This window comes from Streptomyces sp. NRRL F-6676, from assembly GCF_000725625.1.
Classification (GTDB): Bacteria; Actinomycetota; Actinomycetes; order Streptomycetales; family Streptomycetaceae; genus Streptomyces.
In genome coordinates, this window is sequence record NZ_JOHS01000022.1 from 61,773 (window position 1) to 82,431 (window position 20,659).

Consider the following 20,659-nt stretch of genomic DNA (forward strand, 5'->3'; position numbering starts at 1 on the left):
AGAATGCTGAGCGTTGGGCTTGGCCTGTCGTGTCTGTGGCATCGGCAGGTACTCTGGCCTGCGGCCCGAGAAACGAGGCGCGGGCCGAATCGGGAGTACGCACAGGGATTGCCTCGCGTTCACCCCTGGGCGTTACGATCGCTGCGGACGACGGTCGGACACCTGTCCGAACAGCCGGACGTCAGCACCGCACCCAGCCCGCCTCGGTGAGAAGGTAAAGAATTATGTTCGGAAGGCTCGGCGCTCCCGAGATCATTCTCATCCTCGTCGTCATCATCCTGCTGTTCGGCGCGAAGAAGCTTCCGGACATGGCGCGCTCCCTCGGCAAGTCCGCGCGCATCCTCAAGAGCGAGGCCAAGGCGATGAAGGACGACGGCAAGTCGTCGACCGCCGCCCCGGCCGGCCCGCCCAACCCCGAGGACGCCGCAGCGCAGCGCACCATCCAGGCCGCCCCCGGTGACGTGACCAGCTCCCGCCCGGTCACCGAGCCGTCGGACACGACCAAGCGCTGACGCACGGCCGGGACGCCCCCGGCCTGCCGCACGAGATGAGGACGTGGGTTGCCCAAGCCTGCCCGCAAGAAGGAGAAGGATCCCGAGGGGCGGATGCCCCTCGCGGATCACCTGCGCGAGCTCCGCAACCGGCTCGCGAAGGCATTGCTGGCCATCGTCATCGTGACGGTCGTCGCCGCCTTCTTCTACAACGACATCATCAACTTCCTGACCGATCCGGTCCTCGACTCGGTCGGCTGCAAGCAGAGCTTCGAGGAACTGGCGAGATCCAGCGACTCCAGCCCGTGCGCGCGCATCACGATCAACGGGCTCCTCGCCCCGTTCACCCTCGCGCTCCAGGTCTCCCTGACCGCCGGAATCGTCTTCGCCTCGCCGGTCTGGCTCTACCAGCTGTGGGCCTTCGTCGCGCCGGGACTGCACCGGCACGAGCGGAAGTACGCCTACGCCTTCGTCTTCACCGGTGCCCCGCTCTTCCTCGCCGGTGGGTACTTCGCGTACCGGGTGCTGCCCACCACGGCGGAAGTGCTGCTCGAGTTCACGCCGAACAAGGACGTCAACAACTTCCTGCCGCTGGACGACCTGCTCCAGCTGGTCACGCGCATGGTGGTCGTCTTCGGCCTCTCCTTCGAGCTGCCGCTGCTGCTGGCCATGCTCAACCTCACCGGAGTGATCACCGGCAAGCGGATGCTCGGCTGGTGGCGGGCCATGATCATGGGGATCACGGTCTTCGCGGCCGTCGCCACTCCCAGCACCGACCCGCTGAGCATGCTCGCCCTCGCCGGACCGATCTGGGTCCTGTACTTCGCCGCGGTGGCCTTCTCGCTGCTCAACGACCGGCGCAAGCGCCGCCGCGAGCTGTCCGGCCCCGCCGACGACGAGGCCTCCGAGCTGGACCTGACGCCCGAGTCCATCGACGAGGTGGAGCCCGTCACGGCCGGCCGCGTGCTGCCCGAGCAGACGAGCACGGAACGGGTGAACGGCTACGACGACGTGACGTGAGCACCGGGTGACCGATGCCGGCGAACCGGAGTGGGCCCCACCGGGACAACGGTGGGGCCCCTCGTCGTCCGCTCGCCGTTCACGCAGGTCGGAGCGGGTATCCCGATAAAGATCGTCCCGTTGTCGGTGGGGCCCGGTACGCTCGAAAGTACGATGACAGAGGATCTCTCTCCGGCCGAGCGGTACGCGGCAGCCCGTAAGCGTGCTGCCGAGCAGGCCACCGCACTCGCGTCCTTCCGCGAGATGTACGACTTCGGTCTCGACCCCTTCCAGATCGAGGCCTGCCGGGCGCTCGAGTCGGGCAAGGGCGTGCTCGTGGCCGCGCCCACCGGTTCGGGCAAGACGATCGTCGGCGAGTTCGCCGTCCACCTCGCCCTGGAGCAGGGCCGCAAGTGCTTCTACACGACGCCCATCAAGGCGCTGTCGAACCAGAAGTACGCCGACCTGTGCCGCCGTTACGGCAGCGGCAAGGTCGGCCTGCTCACCGGCGACAACAGCGTCAACTCCGACGCCCCGGTGGTCGTGATGACCACCGAGGTGCTGCGGAACATGCTGTACGCGGGCTCCCAGACGCTGACGGGGCTCGGTTACGTGGTCATGGACGAGGTGCACTACCTCTCCGACCGCTTCCGCGGCGCCGTCTGGGAAGAGGTGATCATTCACCTGCCCGAGTCGGTGACACTGGTCTCGCTGTCGGCGACGGTCTCCAACGCCGAGGAGTTCGGCGACTGGCTGGACACCGTGCGCGGCGACACCGAGGTCATCGTCTCCGAGCACCGGCCCGTGCCGCTCTTCCAGCACGTGCTCGCCGGACGCCGGATGTACGACCTCTTCGAGGAGGGCGAGGGCCACAAGAAGGCCGTCAACCCGGACCTGACGAGGCTCGCCCGCACGGAGGCCGCCCGCCCGCTCTACCGCGACCGCAGACGCGGCCGCGCGATGCGCGAGGCCGACCGTGAGCGGGACCGCCGCAGCCGCTCCCGGGTGTGGACCCCGGGCCGCCCCGAGGTGATCGAACGGCTGGACGCCGAGGGCCTGCTGCCCGCCATCACCTTCATCTTCAGCCGGGCCGGCTGCGAGTCCGCCGTCCAGCAGTGCCTGTACGCCGGGCTCCGGCTCAACGACGACGACGCGCGCGAGGAGGTGCGCGCCCTGGTGGAGGAGCGCACCGCCTCCATCCCGCGCGAGGATCTGCACGTCCTCGGCTACTACGAGTGGCTGGAGGGCCTGGAGCGCGGCATCGCCGCCCACCACGCGGGCATGCTGCCGACCTTCAAGGAGGTCGTCGAGGAACTCTTCGTCCGGGGACTGGTCAAGGCCGTGTTCGCCACGGAGACCCTCGCGCTCGGCATCAACATGCCCGCCCGCTCGGTGGTCCTGGAGAAGCTCGTCAAGTGGAACGGCGAGCAGCACGCCGACATCACCCCCGGCGAGTACACCCAGCTCACCGGCCGGGCCGGCCGCCGCGGCATCGACGTCGAGGGCCACGCGGTCGTGCTCTGGCAGCGCGGCATGAGCCCCGACCACCTCGCCGGCCTCGCCGGGACCCGGACGTATCCGCTGCGCTCCAGCTTCCGGCCGTCGTACAACATGGCGGTCAACCTGGTCGAACAGTTCGGCCGGCACCGCTCGCGGGAGCTGCTCGAAACCTCGTTCGCGCAGTTCCAGGCGGACAAGTCGGTCGTCGGCATCTCCCGCCAGGTGCAGCGCAACGAGGAGGGGCTCGACGGCTACAAGGAGTCGATGACCTGCCACCTCGGCGACTTCGAGGAGTACGCGCGGCTGCGCCGCGAACTCAAGGACCGCGAGACGGAGCTGGCCCGGCAGGGCGCGGCCCAGCGGCGCGCCGAGGCCGCCGTCGCCCTGGAGAAGCTCCGCCCCGGTGACGTGATCCATGTGCCCACCGGCAAGTACGCGGGCCTCGCCCTCGTGCTCGACCCGGGGCTGCCGGCCGGGCGCGCGGGCGGCCACCGGGGCATGGAGTACCACGACGGCCCCCGCCCGCTGGTCCTCACCGCCGAACGCCAGGTCAAGCGGCTCGCCTCGATCGACTTCCCGGTCCCGGTGGAGCCGCTGGAGCGGATGCGCATCCCCAAGTCGTTCAACGCGCGCTCCCCGCAGTCCCGCCGCGACCTCGCCTCCGCGCTGCGCACCAAGGCCGGGCACATCCCCGCCGAGCGGCACCGCAAGCAGCGCTCCCAGGCGGCCGACGACCGGGAGATCGCCCGGCTGCGCACCGCCCTGCGCGCCCACCCCTGCCACGGCTGCAACGACCGCGAGGACCACGCCCGCTGGGCCGAGCGCTACCACCGGCTGCTGCGCGACACCTCGCAGCTGGAGCGCCGTATCGAGGGCCGCACCAACACCATCGCGCGCACCTTCGACCGGATCGTGGCGCTGCTGACCGAGCTGGACTACCTGCGCGGCAACGAGGTCACCGAGCACGGCCGGCGGCTCGCCCGGCTCTACGGCGAGCTGGACCTGCTCGCCAGCGAGTGCCTGCGCGCCGGCGTCTGGGAGGGCCTCGGCCCCGCCGAACTCGCCGCCTGCGTCTCGGCGCTGGTCTACGAGTCCCGGGCCGGGGACGACGCCATGGCGCCGAAGCTGCCGTCGGGCAGGGCCAAGGCGGCGCTCGGCGAGATGGTGCGCATCTGGGGCCGGCTCGACGCGCTGGAGGAGGAGTTCCGGATCAGCCAGACCGAGGGCGTCGGCCAGCGCGAGCCCGACCTCGGCTTCGCCTGGGCCGCCCACATGTGGGCCTCCGGCAAGGGGCTCGACGAGGTGCTGCGCGAGGTCGAGATGCCGGCCGGCGACTTCGTCCGCTGGTGCAAGCAGGTCATCGACGTCCTGGGCCAGATCCAGGCCGCCGCCGTCCCCGAGGGCTCCACTGTCCCGAAGAACGCCCGCAAGGCGGTCGAGCAGCTGCTGCGGGGCGTGGTGGCGTACTCGTCGGTGGGCTGACCGCACGGAGACTCCCCACCGCCGCGCACCCTGGTGAACCACCGGGTGCGCGGCGGTTTTTCCTGTCCCCGCCCGTGCATTCGTATGCCCGTTCGCCGCTACCCACGGCGTTCGAACGATCGCGCAGCGTGTAAATCAGCCGAGCGTACTCCTGTGAAAGGGGTGATTTCAGGTGGTCGCTGAATATGACACAGCGATGATCCGGTCGGACTAAGCTCGCCCGCGGCGCACCGAGTTGAGGTATTCGTGCGCTTGTTCCCAACATGCTCAAAACATGCCGTTGGTCCGGAGAGTTACCCACGTACGCCGGCCTCACACCCGTACGTCGGCACCCCACCCCCCCGACACCCGTCGATCTCGTCTCAGAGGGCTTACATGGTGAGTGTTCAATCGCCCCACGGTGGCCGTGAACTTCCCTACGCGCGCGTGCTGTTGCTGCCGGCCATAGTGATGGCCGCGGTGACCGGGGCCGCCGTCGCCGTGGTGACGGAGCCGGCCCGGGCCGCCGTCGGCTGGTGCGGCGGCATCGCCACGCTCCTGGTCACCGTCACCGCGGCCGAGGCCGTGCGCCGCGGCCGCGCCTACGGCGCGCTCCGCACCGAACTGGCCCGGCAGAGCGCCCGCCTGGACGAGTGCGTCGCCTCGCAGGACGCCCAGTTCCACCGCCTGGGCCACGAGATCGTGCCCGAGACGCTCGACCGCATGCGGGCCGGGTTCTCACCCGATGAGGTGATCCGCGAGGTCGTCGACACCCATCCCGAATGGCGCGAACTCCCCGACTCCCAGCGCATGCTGGTCCGCCAGGTGCTCAAGGTGATCGACCGCGAGGACACGCTGCGCGACTCCCTGCAACGCTCCTTCGTCAACATCGCCCGCCGTGTCCAGGCGATCATCCACCAACAGGCCCAAGAGGTCCGGGAGATGGAGGAGGACCACGGCCGCAACCCCGAGGTCTTCGACGACCTGCTCCGCATCGACCACGGCAACGCGCTGATCAGCCGGCTCGCCGACTCCATCGCCGTCCTCGGCGGCAGCCGCCCCGGCCGCCAGTGGCCCCTGCCGGTGCCGCTCTACAGCGTGCTGCGCGGCGGGCTCTCCCGCATCCTGGAGTACCGCCGCATCGAGCTGCACTCCGTCGCCAAGGTCAACATCCGCGGCATCTCCGTCGAGCCGATCCTGCACGCCGTCGCCGAACTCCTCGACAACGCCACCCGTTACTCGCCCCCGCACACCAAGGTGCACGTCACCGCGCACGAGGTGCAGTCCGGGATCGCCGTCGAGATCGAGGACTCCGGCACCGGCCTCAACGCCGAGGGGCGCGCGCGGATCGAGCGGATCATCGAGGAGGCCAAGCGCGCCGAGGACCTCCAGGGCCTCGCCGACAGCCCCCAGCTCGGCCTCGCCGTCATCGGCCGGCTCTGCACGGCGTTCCACATGCAGGTCTCGCTGCGGCAGTCCGCCTACGGCGGCGTCCGCGCCGTCCTCGTCCTGCCGCACGTCATGGTCACCGACGAGCCCGCCTACGGCGTCGCCCACGGCGTCGGCGCGCAGTCCCGCTCCACCCTGGACAACGGCGGCGTCAGGGTCGGCTCGCCCCTCGACAAGAACCGCAAGCCCACCACCGGCCCCCGCATCCCCGGCGAGGACGACTTCGACGAGGACATGCCCGTCGTCACCGAGTGGACCGCCAACGGCCTGCCGCAGCGCCGCAGCCGGATCAGCATTCCGCTGGACGAACACATCCTCAACACCTACGCGGCGGCCGAACGGGCCGAGAAGGAACGCGCCGAGAAGGAAGCGCGGGCCGCCGCCGCCCGCGCCGCCGCGGCCGCCCCGGAGAAGGAGGAGCCGCCGCCCGGCATGTGGGTCGAGGCCTTCATGGAGGGCCTCAAGGCAGACCCGGATCCGAACGCATTCACCCGGAAAGACGAACCGGCCGACGCCGAGGCCGGCAACGAGGGGGACCTCAAGTGATCTCACAGCGTGCCAACTTCGACTGGATGCTGAAGGACCTCGCCGACGGCGTGCCCGGCGTCCAGCAGATCGTGGTCCTCTCCGCCGACGGTCTGCGCATCGCCCGCCACGGCGGCGACCCCGACACCGCCGACCGCGTCGCCGCCGCCTGCGCCGGACTCCAGAGCCTGGCCGGCGCCGTGGCCGGGGAGATCCACGTCAGCGACGGCCGGATGCGCATGGTCATCATCGAGGTCGACGGCGGCTACTTCTACCTCATGGCGGCCGGCGCCAACGCCTATCTCGCCGTCCTCTCCGACATGCGGACCGAGCCCGGCATGATGAGCACCCGCATGCGCGACCTCGTGCTGCGCATCGGCTCCCATCTGACCAGTCCGCCCCGGCGCGACGGGCAGACCGTATGACTCCTCCGCAACGCCGAAGGCGCACGCCCCTGGAGCCGCCCCCCGAGCCCGCCCCGGCCGCCCCGCCCGCCGAGGCGGAGGAGACCGAGGGGGAACCGGAGGCGCCCAACCCCGAGCGGCTGTACTCCCTCACGGGCGCGGCCGCCGGGGGCGAGCGGGCCTCGATCGACCTCGTCACCCTCATCGTGGCCGCCGAGGACCCGCCCCCGACCCTCACACCGGAGCAGTCCTCCCTGCTCCGGCTGTGCACGGCCCCCCTGTCCGTGGCCGAGATCTCGGCCTATCTGAGTCTGCCGTTCAGCGTGGTGACCGTCCTGCTCACCGAGCTCATGACGGCGGACCTGGTCCAGGCACGCGCGCCGATCGTCCGGCAGATCGTGCCCGACCGATCCCTCCTCGAAGCGGTGATGCATGGACTTCAAAAGCTCTGACACCGTCCCCGGCCCCCGGGTCGAGGACCACCTGCCGCACACCACCCAGGCCGCCGTGAAGATCGTGATCGTCGGTGGCTTCGGGGTCGGCAAGACCACCATGGTCGGCTCCGTCAGCGAGATCAAACCGCTGACCACCGAGGAGACCATGACCCAGGCGGGCATCGGCGTCGACGACAACTTCGGCTCCGACAGCAAGACGGCCACCACCGTCGCCATGGACTTCGGCCGCATCGGCATCACCGAGCAACTCGTGCTGTACCTGTTCGGCACCCCCGGCCAGGAACGGTTCTGGTTCCTGTGGAACGGCCTGTTCGAGGGCGCGCTCGGCGCCGTCGTCCTCATCGACACCCGCCGCCTGGAGGTCAGCTTCGACGTGATGGGGCGGCTGGAGGAACGCGGCGTGCCCTTCGTGGTCGCCGTCAACTCCTTCCCCGACGCGCCCCGTTACCCCGTACCCGAACTCCGCGCGGCACTCGACCTGGCCGAATGGGTGCCCATCATCGAGTGCGACGTACGGCGCCGGGCCTCCAGCCGTGACGTGCTGATGACCCTCATGCACTTCCTGCACACCCTGGCCACCCGGCGGACCCCCGTCTGACCGCCCGCCCCAGAATCCCCTCTTTTTCAGCTTCGGAGCGATCACCGTGACGTCTGATTCCCCTTCCCCGACCGGCCTGGCGGGACCGCCGCCCGGCTGCCCCGCCCACGCCCTGGGCCCGGACGGGCTGCGCCGGCTCTACGGCCCCGGCGCGGAGAACCTCTCGGACCTGTACGAGGAACTCCGCGAGGAGCACGGTGCCGTGGCCCCCGCCCTGCTGCACGACGACGTCCCCGTGTGGGTGGTCCTCGGCCACGGCGAGAACCTGCACATGGTGCGCTCGCCCTCGCAGTTCACCCGGGACAGCCGCATCTGGAAGCCCCTCCGCGACGGCGAGGTCCATCCCGCCAACCCGCTGATGCCGCACATCGCCTGGCAGCCCATCTGCTCCCACGCCGAGGGCGACGAGCACCTGCGGCTGCGCGGTGCCGTCACCGGCGCGCTGAGCACCATCGACCACCGGTCGCTGCGCCGCCACATCAACCGCGCCACCCAGCGCCTGGTCAACCGCTTCTGCGAGGACGGCCGGGCCGACCTCGTGGGCGAGTTCGCCGAGCACCTCCCGATGGCCGTGATGTGCCAGGTCCTCGGCATGCCCGACGAGTACGACGACCGCATGGTGCACGCGGCCCGCGACATGCTCAAGGGCAGCGACACCGCCATCGCCAGCAACCAGTACCTCGTCGACGCCCTGGACCGGCTCACTCGGCGCCGCCGGGCCCACCCCGAGGACGACATCGCCAGTCACCTCATCGCCCACCCGGCCGGACTCAGCGACGACGAGATCCGCGAACACCTGCGGCTCGTCCTCATCGCCGCCTACGAGGCCACCGTCAACCTCATCTCCAACGTGCTCCGGGTGATCCTCACCGACCCGCGGTTCCGCGCCCAGCTCAGCGGCGGGCAGATGACCGTGCCCGAGGCGGTGGAGCAGTCGCTGTGGGACGAGCCGCCGTTCAGCACCGTGCTCGGCTACTTCGCCAAGCAGGACACGGAGCTCGGCGGCAAGCGCATCCGCAAGGGCGACGGGCTGCTGTTCGGCATCGCGCCCGGCAACGTCGACCCCCGGGTGCGCCCCGACCTCGCCGCCAACATGCAGGGCAACCGCTCCCACCTCGCCTTCGGCGGCGGACCGCACGAGTGCCCCGGGCAGGAGATCGGGCGGGCCATCGCCGACGCCGGGATCGACGCGCTGCTGATGCGGCTGCCGGACGTGCGGCTGGCCTGCCCCGAGGACCAGCTGCGCTGGACGGAGTCCATCGCCTCCCGGCACCTGGCGGAACTGCCGGTGCGGTTCGGGCCCCGGCCGCCGCAGGACGTCGACCGGCGGCCCGCGTTCCGGCAGCTTCCGGCGCCGACGCCCGCCGCACGGGTGAGGGCCGCGGCACCCCAGGAGACGGCCGAACCGGGATCGGCATCCGCATCCGCATCGGCACCGGCACCGGCGCCGCCGCCCGCCGCCCCGCGGCCCGGCGCCTGGCAGCGGTTCCTGCGCTGGTGGCGGGGCGAGGCCTAGGAGACGGCAGCGTCAGGGCCCGGGAGCCTCAACTCCCGGGCGCTGCGCAGCGCGTGGTGCCGTCCCGTCACCGGGTCCGTGAACTCCAGGGCGCGGGCGAGCAGCCGCAGCGGGCGGGTGTGGTCCTCCGCCGTGCCGGGCGGCCGCACCTCCGGGTAGAGGGGGTCGTCGAGGATCGGCAGGCCCAGCGCGCACATGTGCACGCGCAGCTGGTGCGTCCGCCCGGTGCGGGGGAGCAGCCGGTACCGCCCGACACCGCCCTCGTGGCCCACCAGTTCGACCCGGCTCTCCGCGTTGGGCTCGCCCGGCACCTCCCGCGCCGTCAGCTGCCCGCGCTCCTTCACCAGACGGCTGCGCACGGTGCGGGGGAGGGCGACGGCGGGGTCGTAGGGGGCGAGGGCCTCGTACTCCTTGTGCACCCGCCGGTCGCGGAACAGCGTCTGGTAGGCGCCGCGTTCCTCGGGGCGGACGGTGAACAGCACCAGTCCGGCGGTGAGCCGGTCCAGGCGGTGCGCGGCGGTGAGCGTGGGGATGCCCAGCCCGTGGCGGAGCCGGGCGAGCGCGGTCTCGGCGACATGGCTGCCGCGCGGGGTGGTGGCCAGGAAGTGCGGCTTGTCCGCGACGACGACGTGCGCGTCGCGGTACACCACCTCGACCTCGAACGGCACCCGCTCCTCGGCGGGCAGCGCGCGGTGGAACCACACGTACATGCCGGGCACGTAGGGGGCGTCCGGGGTGACGGGGCGCCCGTCGGCGCCGACGATCTCGCCCGCGGCGAGCATCGCGTCCACGACGCCGTCACCGGCCGTCAGCCGTGCCACCAGATGCTCGCGTACGGTCGTCCAGGCGCCGTCCTGCGGCAGCCGCACCCGTACCGGATCGACGCCCTCGCGCTGCGGCAGCGGGGCGGGCGGGATACGGGTCCGGCGTCTCACCCGCCCCAGCGTACGGGCGGGCGGCGCTCAGGCGGTCGCGGGCTCCTGCTCGGCCTCCACCTGGGCGTTCCACTCGCGCTTGGAGGCCTGCCAGCCGTCCTCGTTGTGGCCGAGCCGCCAGTAGCCGGAGATCGACAGGTCCTCGCGCGGCACCGACAGCTCCACCCGCAGCAGCCTGCGCAGCTCCTTGACGAAGCCGGCCTCGCCGTGCACGAAGGCGTGCGGCCGGCCCTCGGGGAACTCCAGTGCCCGTACGGCCTCGACCAGGGCCTCGCCGACCGGGCGGTCGCCGCGGTGCAGCCAGGTGACCTGCGCGTCGGAGTCGAACTTCTGCTCCTCCTCGGGGCCCGACACCTCGAGGAAGGCGTGCGCGGGGGTGCCGTCGGGCAGCGACTCCAGGGCGGCGGCGATGGCGGGCAGGGCGCTCTCGTCACCGGCGAGCAGATGCCAGTCGGCGCTCGTGTCGGGGGCGTAGGCACCGCCAGGGCCGTTGAACCGCAGCAGGTCGCCGGGCTTGGCACGGGCGGCCCACGGTCCGGCCAGCCCCTCGTCGCCGTGGACCACGAAGTCCAGCGTCAGCTCCCGGGTCTCCGCGTCCCAGGCGCGCACGGTGTAGGTACGGGTCACCGGCCACTGCTCGCGCGGGTACTCCTCGCGGACGCGCTGGAGGTCGAACGGCTCGGGATAGGTGACGCCCTCGCGGGGGAACAGCAGTTTCACGTAGTGGTCGGTGTACCCGCCGGTGCCGAACTCGGCGAGACCGTCGCCGCCCAGCACCACCCGCTGCATGTGCGGGGTCAGGCGCTCGGTGCGGATCACCTGGCCGGTGTGGAGCTTGCGGGGCTTGCGGGCGGGGCGCTCTGCCATGACGGCCTCCGTGTCTCTGCGCTAAGGCTTACCTAAGTTAGCACTCGTCCGCGCCGGGACGGCCACGAACGGCCGCGAAGGGCAGGGAAACGGACTTCCGGGTACCGGGTACGCGACCCCTCATGCACCGGGCGGCGCCCGTGGCCGGGGTCGCGGGACCGGTCACGGGCGCGGGCGTCGCGTGTCCGGTGCGTGCGGTCAGGCCCCCAGCGTCGTCAGCAGCCGTTGCAGGGAGCCGCCGAGGTTCCAGCGGGCGGCGAGCGCGTCCAGCAGCTCGGGGTCGCGCGGCGCGCGCGGCAGCGCGGGCGCCACCTCGGGCAGGGGTACGTCGTCGGCGACCTTCACCACCGTGGGGGCCACCTCCAGATACGGCAGGGCCTCGGTGATCCGGCGGCGCTGGGCCGGCGTCAGCTTCGCCTTCGGGTCCCCGGCGGCGGCGAGGATCCCGGCCAGGTCGCCGAACTCGGCGAGCAGCTTCGCGGCCGTCTTCTCGCCGACGCCGGGCACACCGGGCAGGCCGTCGCTGGGGTCGCCGCGCAGCGTGGCGAGGTCGGCGTAGCCGCGGCCGTCCACGCCGTACTTCTCGCGCAGCACGGCCTCGTCGGTCAGTTGCAGGGTGCCGACGCCCTTGACCGGGTACAGCACGCGCACGCCGCGGGCGTCGTCGACCAGCTGGTACAGGTCGCGGTCGCCGGTGACGATGTCGACGGGGCCGGTGGCGCGGGCGGTGAACGTGCCGATCACGTCGTCCGCCTCGTAGCCGGCGACGCCGACGCGGGCGATGCCGAGGGCGTCGAGGACGGCCTCGATGATCGGCACCTGGGGGGACAGCGTGTCCGGCACCTCCTCGGTGTCCGGACCCGCAGGCCGGGCCTCGGCGACGCGGTGCGCCTTGTACGAGGGGATCAGCTCGACGCGCCAGGCGGGGCGCCAGTCCGCGTCCATGCAGGCGACGAGGTCGTCGGGGCGGTGGTCCTTGACGAGGCGGTCGACGAAGTCGAGGAGACCGCGGACGGCGTTGACGGGCGTGCCGTCCGGTGCCTTGAGGGACTCCGGGACGCCGAAGTAGGCGCGGAAGTAGAGGGAGGCGGTGTCGAGAAGCATGAGACGTCGTGTCACGCCCCGCAGAGTACGGGGCGCGGCCTGCCCGGGGTGCGCCCCCGGGCTGCCGGGCGCCCTGTGAAGGAGGTCACGTCCGCGTTTGGGTGCGGACGATCGGGGCAGGCGCCGCCTCGTTCCGCTGGGCGGTTGACCCTTCAACCGCCTCGGGGACGAGCAACGCCGCCGGCAGACGAGAGGTACACGTGTCATCAAGATTGCAGGCCGAACGCCTGTACAAGGTGTTCGGCAGACGACCCGACGACGCCGTGGAGCGCATCCACAAGGGCGCCGACCGCGAGGAACTGCGCAACGACGGCATCACCGCCGCCGTGATCGACGCCTCCTTCTCCGTCGCACCCGGCGAGATCTTCGTCGTCATGGGCCTGTCCGGTTCGGGCAAGTCCACCCTGCTGCGGATGCTCAACGGACTCCTCGAGCCCACCTCGGGACACGTCTCCTTCGACGGCCGTGACCTCACCGCACTCGACGACCGTGAACTGCGCGAGGTCCGCGCGAAGAAGATCAGCATGGTCTTCCAGCACTTCGCGCTCTTCCCGCACCGCAGCGTCCGCGAGAACGCCGCCTACGGCCTGGAAGTGCAGGGCGTGCCCCGCGCCGAGCGCGAACGCCGGGCCGACGAGGCGCTCGCCCTGTGCGGCCTGGCCGGCTGGGAGTCGTCCTGGCCCGACGAGCTGTCCGGCGGCATGCAGCAGCGCGTCGGCCTCGCCCGCGCGCTCGCCACCGACGCCGATCTGCTGCTGATGGACGAGTCCTTCAGCGCCCTCGACCCGCTGATCCGCCGTGACATGCAGGACCAGCTGCTCGAACTCCAGAAGACCCTGAAGAAGACGATCGTGTTCATCACCCACGACCTCAACGAGGCCATGCGCCTGGGCGACCGCATCGCCGTCATGCGCGACGGCCGCATCGTGCAGACCGGCACCGCCGAGGACATCCTGCTGCGCCCCGCCGACACTTACGTCGCCTCCTTCACCAAGGACGTCGACCGCTCCCGCGTGCTGACCGCGGAGTCCGTCATGGACACCGAGGTGCGGGGCGACGAGGCGGACTGCGGCTGCGAGACCGCCGCCCCGGCCACCCCCTTCACCGAGCTGTGCGCGCTCAGCGCCCGGCTCAGCCACCCCGTGGCCGTGCTCGACGGCGAACGCCGGCTCGTCGGCGTCGTCCCCCGCCGGCGCCTCGTCGGCTTCCTCAGCGGGAGCGGCACCGAGGCAGGTGACCCCGTGTCCTGCGACCGGCCGGGCGACACGCACGGGAAGAAGGTGATCAGCCGTGCCTAGGATCCACCTCGGCGACTGGGTCGACGACGGCGTCGGCTGGCTCGTCGACCACATGTCCTGGCTCTTCGACGCCATCAAGACGGTCGTCGAAGGCATGTACGACGGCGTCGACGCCGTCCTCGGCGGCCCCTCGCCGCTGCTGATGGCCGGCATCCTCGCCGTCCTCGCCTGGTGGCTGCGCGGCCTCACCGCCGGCGTCCTCGCCTTCGCGGGCTTCGCGCTCATCGACTCGCTCGCCCTGTGGGACAGGTCGATGTCGACCCTGTCCCTGGTCCTCGTCGCCACCGTGATCGCCCTGCTGATCGGCGTCCCGGTGGGCATCTGGGCGGCCCGCTCCAAGACCGTCTCCTCCGTCGTGCGGCCCGTCCTGGACCTGCTCCAGACGATGCCGTCGATGGTGCTGCTGATCCCGGCGATCCTGTTCTTCGGCCTGGGCGTGCCCGCCGGTGTCGTCGCCACCCTGATCTTCGCGGTCGCTCCCGGCGTGCGCATGACCGAGCTCGGCATCCGCCAGGTCGACGCCGAGCTGGTCGAGGCGGCGGAGGCGTTCGGCACCTCCCCGCGCAACACCCTGCTGCGCGTCCAGCTGCCGCTCGCCCTGCCGACCATCATGGCCGGCGTCAACCAGGTGATCATGCTCGGTCTGTCCATGGTCGTCATCGCCGGCATGGTCGGCACCGGCGGTCTGGGCGGCGCGGTCAACGAGTCCATCGGCCAGCTCGACATCGGCCTCGGCTTCGAGTCCGGCCTCGGCATCGTCATCCTCGCCATCTACCTCGACCGGGTGACCGGCGCCCTGGGCACCCAGCTCTCCCCGCTGGGCCGCCGCGCCGCCGCCCGTGCCCGTGCGACGGGCGGGGCCAAGGTCTGGACGTACCGTCCGCGTCCGACGGTCGCCGTCGTCGGCGTTGTCGTCCTCGCCCTGGTCGCCGGCGGCATGGGCATCTTCGGCCCGTCCTCCTCCAGCACCGTGCAGGCCTCCGACGGCAACGTCGGCCGGGGCAAGAAGATCAGCATCGGTTACATCCCCTGGGACGAGGGCGTCGCGACCACCTTCCTCTGGAAGGAGATCCTCCAGAAGCGCGGCTTCGAGGTCACCACCGCGCAGTACACCGCGGGACCGCTCTACACCGGGCTGGCCGCCGGCCAGATCGACTTCGAGACCGACTCCTGGCTGCCGACCACGCACGCCGAGTACTGGAAGAAGTACGGCAAGCAGCTCGACGACCTCGGCTCCTGGTACGGCCCCACCAGCCTGGAGCTGACCGTTCCCAGTTACGTCGAGGACGTCGACTCGCTCGCCGACCTCAAGGACCACGCCGACGAGTTCGACGGCCGGATCACCGGCATCGAGCCCAGCGCGGGCGAGATGGGCCTGCTCAAGAGCAAGATCCTCAAGGCGTACGGCCTGGAGGACACGTACAAGGTCGTGGACGGCTCCACGCCCGCGATGCTCGCCGAGCTCAAGCGGGCCTACGCCAAGAAGGAACCGATCGTCGTCCCGCTGTGGTCGCCGCACTGGGCGTACAACGACTTCGAGCTGAAGAAGCTCAAGGACCCGAAGGGCGCCTGGGGCAAGGGCGACGGCGTCCACACCCTCGCCCGCAAGGGCTTCACCTCCGACAACCCCGAGGTCGGCAACTGGCTGAAGAACTTCTCGATGACCGAGAAGCAGCTCACCAGCCTGGAGGCGGAGATCCAGAAGGTCGACAAGGGCCAGGAGCAGGACGCCGTCCGTGCCTGGCTGAAGAAGAACCCCGGCCAGCTCGACAAGTGGGCGCCGGTCGGCGGCTCGAAGACGGAGTAGTACGGCTGCGTGCCGTCGGCGGGGGAGCCGATCGAGGAGGGGCGGACCCGGGTCCGCCCCTCCTGACGTTTCCCGGCTCGGCCGGCCGGTGGCGGGCCGGCCGGTGGCGGGCCGGCCGGTGGCGGAACGGGCGGTGGCGGAACGGGCGGCGGCGGGCCGGCCGGTGGCGGAACGGGCGGTGGCGGGCCGGCCGGGGGCGGAACGGGCGGTGGCGGAAGGCGCGGTAGGACGACGCGCAGGACGGGGCCGTTCGGGGTACCCGCCCCTTCTGCGCACGCCCACGTCCCTGCCCGCCGACACCCGGGAGGCGTCGTGCTCCACACGCCCCGCCCCGTGCTGTACGCGGCACTGGCCGTCCTGGTCGCCCTGCTCCCCGCCGCGAGCCCGGTGGTGGCCTCGCCCTCCGCCGCTGCCCGCTTCACGCAGCTCGCAGGCGACGTCCGGCGGGCCGACGGCCACCTCTACGACGCCCGGGACGACACCGGCCGCACCATGGACGCCGCCCAGATCGTGCAGCCGCCGTCCGGCACCGGCCCGTACCTCGCCGTCTACCACACCGCGCTCGACGACGGCCGCTTCCACGCGGCGATCGCCACCTCCACCGACCTGCGCACCTGGCACCGCAGACACGACTTCGGCCCCGGCACCAGCCAGCCGTCCCTCGCCGCCGCCGGGGGGAGCGACGGCGACTGGGTCCTCGCCTACGAAAAGGATCCGGACAATCACCTGGAGCTACGGTCCTACCCCGGACTCTCCGCACTCCTGACCGGGCGCCCCGAACGCGCCTTCGACGCGCCCCGTACGCTCTCCCGCTGCGCCGAGGGCACCCCCGACATCACCGCCGTGCGCGGCGGCACCGTCGAACTGACCGGCCACTACCGCGCCCACTGCCGCACCGACCGCCAGCTCACCGCCGTGCTCCACGGCTTCCGCGACTGGCGCACCCACCCCGACCAGCGGCTCGACCACGCCGTACGGGCCTGCGGCCCCCGCGGCAACATCGGGGACCGCTCGTTCCTGCGGCTCGCCGGGCAGGACCTCGTCCTGATCGAGGGCCAGTTGCGAGCGCACGACTTCGGCAGCTGGCGGCTGTACGGTTATGACCCACGGCTCGGCCGTGCCGAACCGGTCACCGTACGCACCCACCGCGGCAGCCACGCGTTCGCCAACCCCTCCGCGACCACGATCACCACCCCGGACGGCCGTCGCGCCCTCCTGGTCAGCGTTTTCGTGCCGAGCGAGGGGGCGGCGCCGGGGGAGGCCGGCGAACTCCTGTACTGGCGCGATCTGTGAGCCTCGTGCTTCCCCGCGGTCACGGCGTTGTGAAGGCCGCATGAAACGGTTTGCCGAACGTGCGTAGGGTGCAGACAACCGTGGAGTACGTACGAGTCCGTATGTCACCGCAACGACGAACTGTCGGCGAACCACCGACGAACCACCGACGAGCCAGGGAGGAGGCCGGGGCGATGGGCGACCACAAGGAACAGCCCCTGCGGGTGGGCGCGGCCGTCCGGCGGCGGCGCCGGGCCCTGGAACTCACGCTCGCCGTCGTGGCCGAGCGCAGCGGGCTGTCCGTGCCGTTCCTCAGCCAGGTCGAGAACGAGAGGGCGCGGCCGAGCCGGCGCTCCCTGGAGAAGGTCGCCGACGCGCTCGGCACGACGGCGGCGACGCTGCTGGCCGCGGCGGACCCGGCGGGCGGCGTGGACGTGGTCCGCGCCGACGACGAGGGGCCGGTGCCGGCCCGCGTACGGTCACTGGTGCGCGGGCACCATCAGCTGCACGCGATGGAGTTCATCGGTGACCATGACGCGGGGCGCGAGTTCCAGCACCGCAACGACGAGCTGATGTACGTGGTGGAGGGCGGCATCGAGGTCGAGGCGGAGGGCCGCGCCCAGCGCCTGGGCCGCGGCGACACGCTGTACCTCACCGGTGGGATACGGCACCGGTGGAGGGCGACGGTGCCGGAGACGAGGGTCGTGGTCGTCGCCGTGGGCGACCACCTCGACCCCGGGGCCTGATCGCTCGGGGGTTCGCGTGCGCGGGCGGGTGCGGCTGTGTCGTGGCTTGTCGCGCAGTTCCCCGCGCCCCTGAAAGCCAGGGGGCGCCCCCAGTTCTCAGGGGCGCGGGGAACGGCGCGGGCAACCACTCGCACCCGCCGACGAACCGCACCGCACGAGCTCTCCGCGTCCCTCCGCAGCGGAACTCAGGACGCCGCCGCCTCCACCAGCGCCCGCATCACCCGCACATCGCTCCCCATCTCCGGGTGCCACTGCACCCCCAGCACCCACCCCCCGTCCGCCCCTTGGGGCAGCTCGACCGCCTCCACCACGCCGTCCGCCGCGTACGCCGACACCACCAGCCCCTCACCCACCCGCTCCACCGCCTGATGGTGATACGCCGGCACCTCGCACACCTCCGGCACGATCCCCGCGTACAGACTCCCCCGCACCGGCTCCACGGGATGCGTCCCGAACACCCCCACCCGCTCGGCATGCCCCTCCATGTGCTGCACCAACGTGCCGCCCAATGCCACGTTGAGCAGTTGCATCCCCCGGCAGATCCCCAGCAGCGGCGTGCCCGCCGCCAGCGCCGCCCGGATGAGCGCCAGCTCCCACGCGTCCCGCTCCGGCGCGGCCGGCCCCGTCCGCGGCGAGCGTTCCGCGCCGTAGCGGACGGGGTCGACGTCGGGACCGCCCGCGATCACCAGGCCGTCGAGCCGCGCGACGGCCTCCTCCGCCCGGCCGGGCTCGTCCGGCGGCAGCAGCACCGCGAGCCCCCCGGCCCGCTGCACCAGCCGCGGATACCCGGCAGGCAGCAGCACCGCCTCCAGCTCCCAGACCCCCCAGCGCGCCCCGGACTCCAGATACGTACTGACCCCGATCAACGGCCGCCCGCCCGCACCGCCCACACCACTCACCTACGCACTCCCGCTCCGCAATGGCCCGCCACCGTACCTTTACCGCACACTCCGCCGAACCTCAGCTCAAGAACCCCCGCAGCAGCGCCGCCGTCCCCGCACAGTGCTCCCGCATCCCCTCCCGCGCCGCGCCCGCGTCCCGGTCGAGCACCGCCTCGACCAGCGCGGTGTGCTGCCGCTGGGAGTGCTCGAGGTTGCGCACGAGGAGCGGGATGCAGTCCAGCAGGTCGTTGAGCGTGGCCCGTACCGCCGCGTACCGCGCGGCGAGCGTCGGCGAGCCGGACAGTTCGGCGAGCGTGAGGTGCAGCAGGGTGTCCCGGCGCCGATAGCCGCCCGGCGGCGTGTCCCGCGTGCCGGCCAGCGCCGCCCGCAGCCGCCCCGCCCCCGCGTCGTCCAGCCCGTGCGCCGCGCACAGCCCCGCCGCGCCGACCTCCAGCACCTCGCGGAAGCGCAGCACGTCCTCCAGGTCGACCGCGGCGATCCGGCGCCGCAACTCGGCCGCGCCGGAACCGCCCCCTCCCTCCGCGCGCGGCAGCACGAACGTGCCGCCGTACCGCCCGCGCCGGGACTCGACCAGGCCCTCCTCGTGCAGCACCCGCAGCACCTCGCGCAGCGTCACCCGGCTGACGCCGAGCCGCTCGGCCAGCTCCCGCTCGGCGGGCAGCCGCTCCCCGGCGGGCACCAGGCCGAGCCGCAGCACCTGCAACACCTGCTCCAGCGCTTCCTCGAAGCCGTTCCCCGCCCGCACCGGCCGCAGCACCGCCGCCAGCCGGTCCCGCGCGGGAGCCGAACCGTCCTCCGCATCGCCGTGGCCGCCCCGCGAAAGACCCGGACCGCCCCGGCCGTCCCCCGGACCGCCCCGCGGCCCGCCCGCCCCGTCCTGCGACATGCGCGGCACCCCCTTCCCAGGCAATGGTCTCAAGCCATACCTTAGGGCTCCCGGCTGACCTAGGAGGACTTCCCGTGGCAGACCGCACACCCCCGCTCGCCGCCGAGGAGCTGCACGCCCTCGTCGCGGGCGGCGAGATCGACACCGTCGTCCTGGCCTTCCCCGACATGCAGGGGCGGCTCCAGGGCAAGCGGTTCGCCGCGCGCTTCTTCTGCGACGAGGTCCTGGAGCACGGCACCGAGGGCTGCAACTACCTCCTTGCCGTCGACGCCGACATGAACACCGTGGACGGCTACGCGATGTCGTCCTGGGAGCGCGGCTACGGCGACTTCGTGCTGCGCCCCGACCTCGCCACCCTGCGCCGGATCCCCTGGCACCAGGGCACCGCGCTCGCCCTCGCCGACCTCACCTGGCACGACGGCTCGCCGGTCGTCCCCGCGCCCCGCCAGATCCTGCGCCACGGACTCGAACGCCTCGCGGAGCACGGCTGGAACGCGCAGATCGGCACCGAGCTGGAGTTCATCGTCTTCAAGGACACCTACGAGCAGGCCTGGGACGCCGGTTACCGCGGCCTCACCCCGGCCAACCAGTACAACGTCGACTACTCCGTCCTCGGCACCGGCCGCGTCGAACCCCTGCTGCGCCGCATCCGCAACGAGATGGCGGGCGCCGGGCTCACCGTCGAGTCCGCCAAGGGCGAGTGCAACCCCGGCCAGCACGAGATCGCCTTCCGCTACGACGAGGCCCTCATCACCTGCGACCAGCACGCCCTCTACAAGACCGGCGCAAAGGAGATCGCCGCCCAGGAGGGCGTCTCGCTCACCTTCATGGCCAAGTACAACGAGCGCGAGGGCAACTCCTGCCACATCCACCTCTCCCTCACCGACGCCGACGGCGCCAACGTGATGGACGGCGACGGGCCCGAGGGCATGTCGGAGACGATGCGGCACTTCCTGGCCGGACAGCTCGCCGCGCTCCGCGACTTCACCCTCCTCTACGCGCCCCACATCAACAGCTACAAACGGTTCCAGCCCGGCTCCTTCGCCCCCACCGCCGTCGCCTGGGGCCACGACAACCGCACCTGCGCGCTGCGGGTCGTCGGCCACGGCCGCTCCCGGCGGTTCGAGAACCGGGTGCCGGGCGGCGACGTCAACCCCTACCTCGCCGTCGCCGGAATGGTCGCCGCCGGGCTGTACGGCATCGAGCACCGCCTCGACCTCCCCGAGCCCTGCGCGGGCAACGCCTACGCCGCCGACCACGCGCACGTGCCCACCACCCTGCGCGAGGCGGCCGAGCTGTGGGAGCACAGCCCGATCGCCCGGGCCGCCTTCGGGGACGAGGTCGTCGACCACTACCGCAACATGGCGCGCGTCGAACTCGCCGCGTTCGACGCCGCGGTGACCGACTGGGAGCTGCGCCGCTCCTTCGAACGCATGTGAGAGGC

At 72.2% G+C, this 20,659-nt stretch carries 18 protein-coding genes; 13 read left to right on the forward strand and 5 right to left on the reverse strand.

What is annotated here, in order from left to right; translation table 11 throughout:
• The first annotated feature begins 224 nt into the window (after positions 1-224).
• The 8 genes from tatA (at position 225) to IO29_RS16300 (ending at position 9,398) form a co-directional block, all read left to right on the forward strand.
• Entirely contained in the window at positions 225-512 is a 288-nt protein-coding gene (gene tatA / locus IO29_RS16265; RefSeq protein ID WP_030381936.1) for a Sec-independent protein translocase subunit TatA, read from the forward strand.
• 48 nt (positions 513-560) lie between these two features.
• Positions 561-1,511 carry a twin-arginine translocase subunit TatC gene (gene tatC, locus IO29_RS16270; RefSeq protein WP_030381935.1) on the forward strand — a complete coding sequence of 317 codons (951 nt, stop codon included), beginning with the start codon at positions 561-563 and terminating at the stop codon, positions 1,509-1,511.
• 153 nt (positions 1,512-1,664) lie between these two features.
• A complete protein-coding gene (locus IO29_RS16275; RefSeq protein ID WP_051707648.1) occupies positions 1,665-4,472 on the forward strand; it encodes a DEAD/DEAH box helicase in 2,808 nt (935 codons plus the stop codon).
• A 375-nt stretch (positions 4,473-4,847) separates the two neighbouring features.
• Positions 4,848-6,446: an ATP-binding protein gene (locus IO29_RS16280; protein WP_030381933.1), complete on the forward strand. Its 1,599-nt coding sequence runs from the start codon at positions 4,848-4,850 to the stop codon at positions 6,444-6,446.
• Positions 6,443-6,850 carry a roadblock/LC7 domain-containing protein gene (locus IO29_RS16285; RefSeq protein WP_006141728.1) on the forward strand — a complete coding sequence of 136 codons (408 nt, stop codon included), beginning with the start codon at positions 6,443-6,445 and terminating at the stop codon, positions 6,848-6,850. The genes IO29_RS16280 and IO29_RS16285 overlap by 4 nt, the downstream gene beginning before the upstream one ends.
• Positions 6,847-7,281 (forward strand): DUF742 domain-containing protein, encoded by a 435-nt coding sequence (locus tag IO29_RS16290; RefSeq protein WP_030381932.1) that lies wholly within the window; start codon positions 6,847-6,849, stop codon positions 7,279-7,281. The genes IO29_RS16285 and IO29_RS16290 overlap by 4 nt, the downstream gene beginning before the upstream one ends.
• Complete coding sequence (locus IO29_RS16295) at positions 7,262-7,882, forward strand: GTP-binding protein (RefSeq protein ID WP_030381931.1); 621 nt, start codon at positions 7,262-7,264, stop codon at positions 7,880-7,882. Before IO29_RS16290 ends, IO29_RS16295 begins: the two co-directional genes overlap by 20 nt.
• A gap of 46 nt (positions 7,883-7,928) precedes the next feature.
• Positions 7,929-9,398 carry a cytochrome P450 gene (locus tag IO29_RS16300; RefSeq protein ID WP_030381930.1) on the forward strand — a complete coding sequence of 490 codons (1,470 nt, stop codon included), beginning with the start codon at positions 7,929-7,931 and terminating at the stop codon, positions 9,396-9,398.
• Here IO29_RS16300 and IO29_RS16305 read toward each other — a convergent pair.
• The 3 genes from IO29_RS16305 to IO29_RS16315 form a co-directional block, all read right to left on the reverse strand.
• Positions 9,395-10,333, reverse strand: a complete 939-nt coding sequence (locus tag IO29_RS16305) for a pseudouridine synthase (RefSeq protein WP_030381929.1) — start codon at positions 10,331-10,333, stop codon at positions 9,395-9,397. The two genes, IO29_RS16300 and IO29_RS16305, sit on opposite strands and share 4 nt — an antisense overlap.
• A 27-nt stretch (positions 10,334-10,360) precedes the next feature.
• Complete coding sequence (locus IO29_RS16310; protein ID WP_030381928.1) at positions 10,361-11,200, reverse strand: siderophore-interacting protein; 840 nt, start codon at positions 11,198-11,200, stop codon at positions 10,361-10,363.
• A 198-nt stretch (positions 11,201-11,398) separates the two neighbouring features.
• Complete coding sequence (locus tag IO29_RS16315; RefSeq protein WP_030381927.1) at positions 11,399-12,304, reverse strand: 5'-3' exonuclease; 906 nt, start codon at positions 12,302-12,304, stop codon at positions 11,399-11,401.
• A gap of 200 nt (positions 12,305-12,504) precedes the next feature.
• Here IO29_RS16315 and IO29_RS16320 point away from each other — a divergent pair, with 200 nt between their 5' ends.
• The 4 genes from IO29_RS16320 (at position 12,505) to IO29_RS16335 (ending at position 17,427) form a co-directional block, all read left to right on the forward strand.
• Entirely contained in the window at positions 12,505-13,602 is a 1,098-nt protein-coding gene (locus IO29_RS16320) for a quaternary amine ABC transporter ATP-binding protein (protein WP_030381926.1), read from the forward strand.
• Positions 13,595-15,409 (forward strand): ABC transporter permease/substrate binding protein, encoded by a 1,815-nt coding sequence (locus IO29_RS16325; protein WP_030381925.1) that lies wholly within the window; start codon positions 13,595-13,597, stop codon positions 15,407-15,409. The genes IO29_RS16320 and IO29_RS16325 overlap by 8 nt, the downstream gene beginning before the upstream one ends.
• Positions 15,410-15,721: 312 nt before the next feature.
• Positions 15,722-16,702 (forward strand): hypothetical protein, encoded by a 981-nt coding sequence (locus IO29_RS16330; RefSeq protein WP_030381924.1) that lies wholly within the window; start codon positions 15,722-15,724, stop codon positions 16,700-16,702.
• 173 nt (positions 16,703-16,875) lie between these two features.
• On the forward strand, positions 16,876-17,427 hold the full coding sequence (locus tag IO29_RS16335; RefSeq protein WP_030381923.1) for a helix-turn-helix domain-containing protein: 552 nt from the start codon (positions 16,876-16,878) through the stop codon (positions 17,425-17,427).
• Between the two features lie 185 nt (positions 17,428-17,612).
• Here IO29_RS16335 and IO29_RS16340 read toward each other — a convergent pair whose 3' ends face one another.
• Entirely contained in the window at positions 17,613-18,326 is a 714-nt protein-coding gene (locus IO29_RS16340) for a gamma-glutamyl-gamma-aminobutyrate hydrolase family protein (protein WP_234307629.1), read from the reverse strand.
• Between the two features lie 61 nt (positions 18,327-18,387).
• Positions 18,388-19,215: a FadR/GntR family transcriptional regulator gene (locus IO29_RS16345; RefSeq protein ID WP_078618451.1), complete on the reverse strand. Its 828-nt coding sequence runs from the start codon at positions 19,213-19,215 to the stop codon at positions 18,388-18,390.
• Between the two features lie 74 nt (positions 19,216-19,289).
• Between IO29_RS16345 and IO29_RS16350 the strand changes: the two genes are divergently transcribed.
• Positions 19,290-20,654, forward strand: coding sequence for a glutamine synthetase family protein (locus tag IO29_RS16350; RefSeq protein ID WP_030381920.1), 1,365 nt, complete (start codon positions 19,290-19,292; stop codon positions 20,652-20,654).
• Positions 20,655-20,659: the final 5 nt, after the last annotated feature.

What these genes read in the sequence shown, in the direction of transcription:
- tatA (WP_030381936.1), top strand. Translation starts at nt 225, where the DNA reads ATGTTCGGAAGGCTCGGCGCTCCCGAGATCATTCTCATCCTCGTCGTC.
- IO29_RS16275 (WP_051707648.1), top strand. Translation starts at nt 1,665, where the DNA reads ATGACAGAGGATCTCTCTCCGGCCGAGCGGTACGCGGCAGCCCGTAAG.
- IO29_RS16280 (WP_030381933.1), top strand. Translation starts at nt 4,848, where the DNA reads ATGGTGAGTGTTCAATCGCCCCACGGTGGCCGTGAACTTCCCTACGCG.
- IO29_RS16290 (WP_030381932.1), top strand. Translation starts at nt 6,847, where the DNA reads ATGACTCCTCCGCAACGCCGAAGGCGCACGCCCCTGGAGCCGCCCCCC.
- IO29_RS16295 (WP_030381931.1), top strand. Translation starts at nt 7,262, where the DNA reads ATGGACTTCAAAAGCTCTGACACCGTCCCCGGCCCCCGGGTCGAGGAC.
- IO29_RS16310 (WP_030381928.1), bottom strand. Translation starts at nt 11,200, where the DNA reads ATGGCAGAGCGCCCCGCCCGCAAGCCCCGCAAGCTCCACACCGGCCAG.
- IO29_RS16315 (WP_030381927.1), bottom strand. Translation starts at nt 12,304, where the DNA reads ATGCTTCTCGACACCGCCTCCCTCTACTTCCGCGCCTACTTCGGCGTC.
- IO29_RS16335 (WP_030381923.1), top strand. Translation starts at nt 16,876, where the DNA reads ATGGGCGACCACAAGGAACAGCCCCTGCGGGTGGGCGCGGCCGTCCGG.
- IO29_RS16345 (WP_078618451.1), bottom strand. Translation starts at nt 19,215, where the DNA reads ATGTCGCAGGACGGGGCGGGCGGGCCGCGGGGCGGTCCGGGGGACGGC.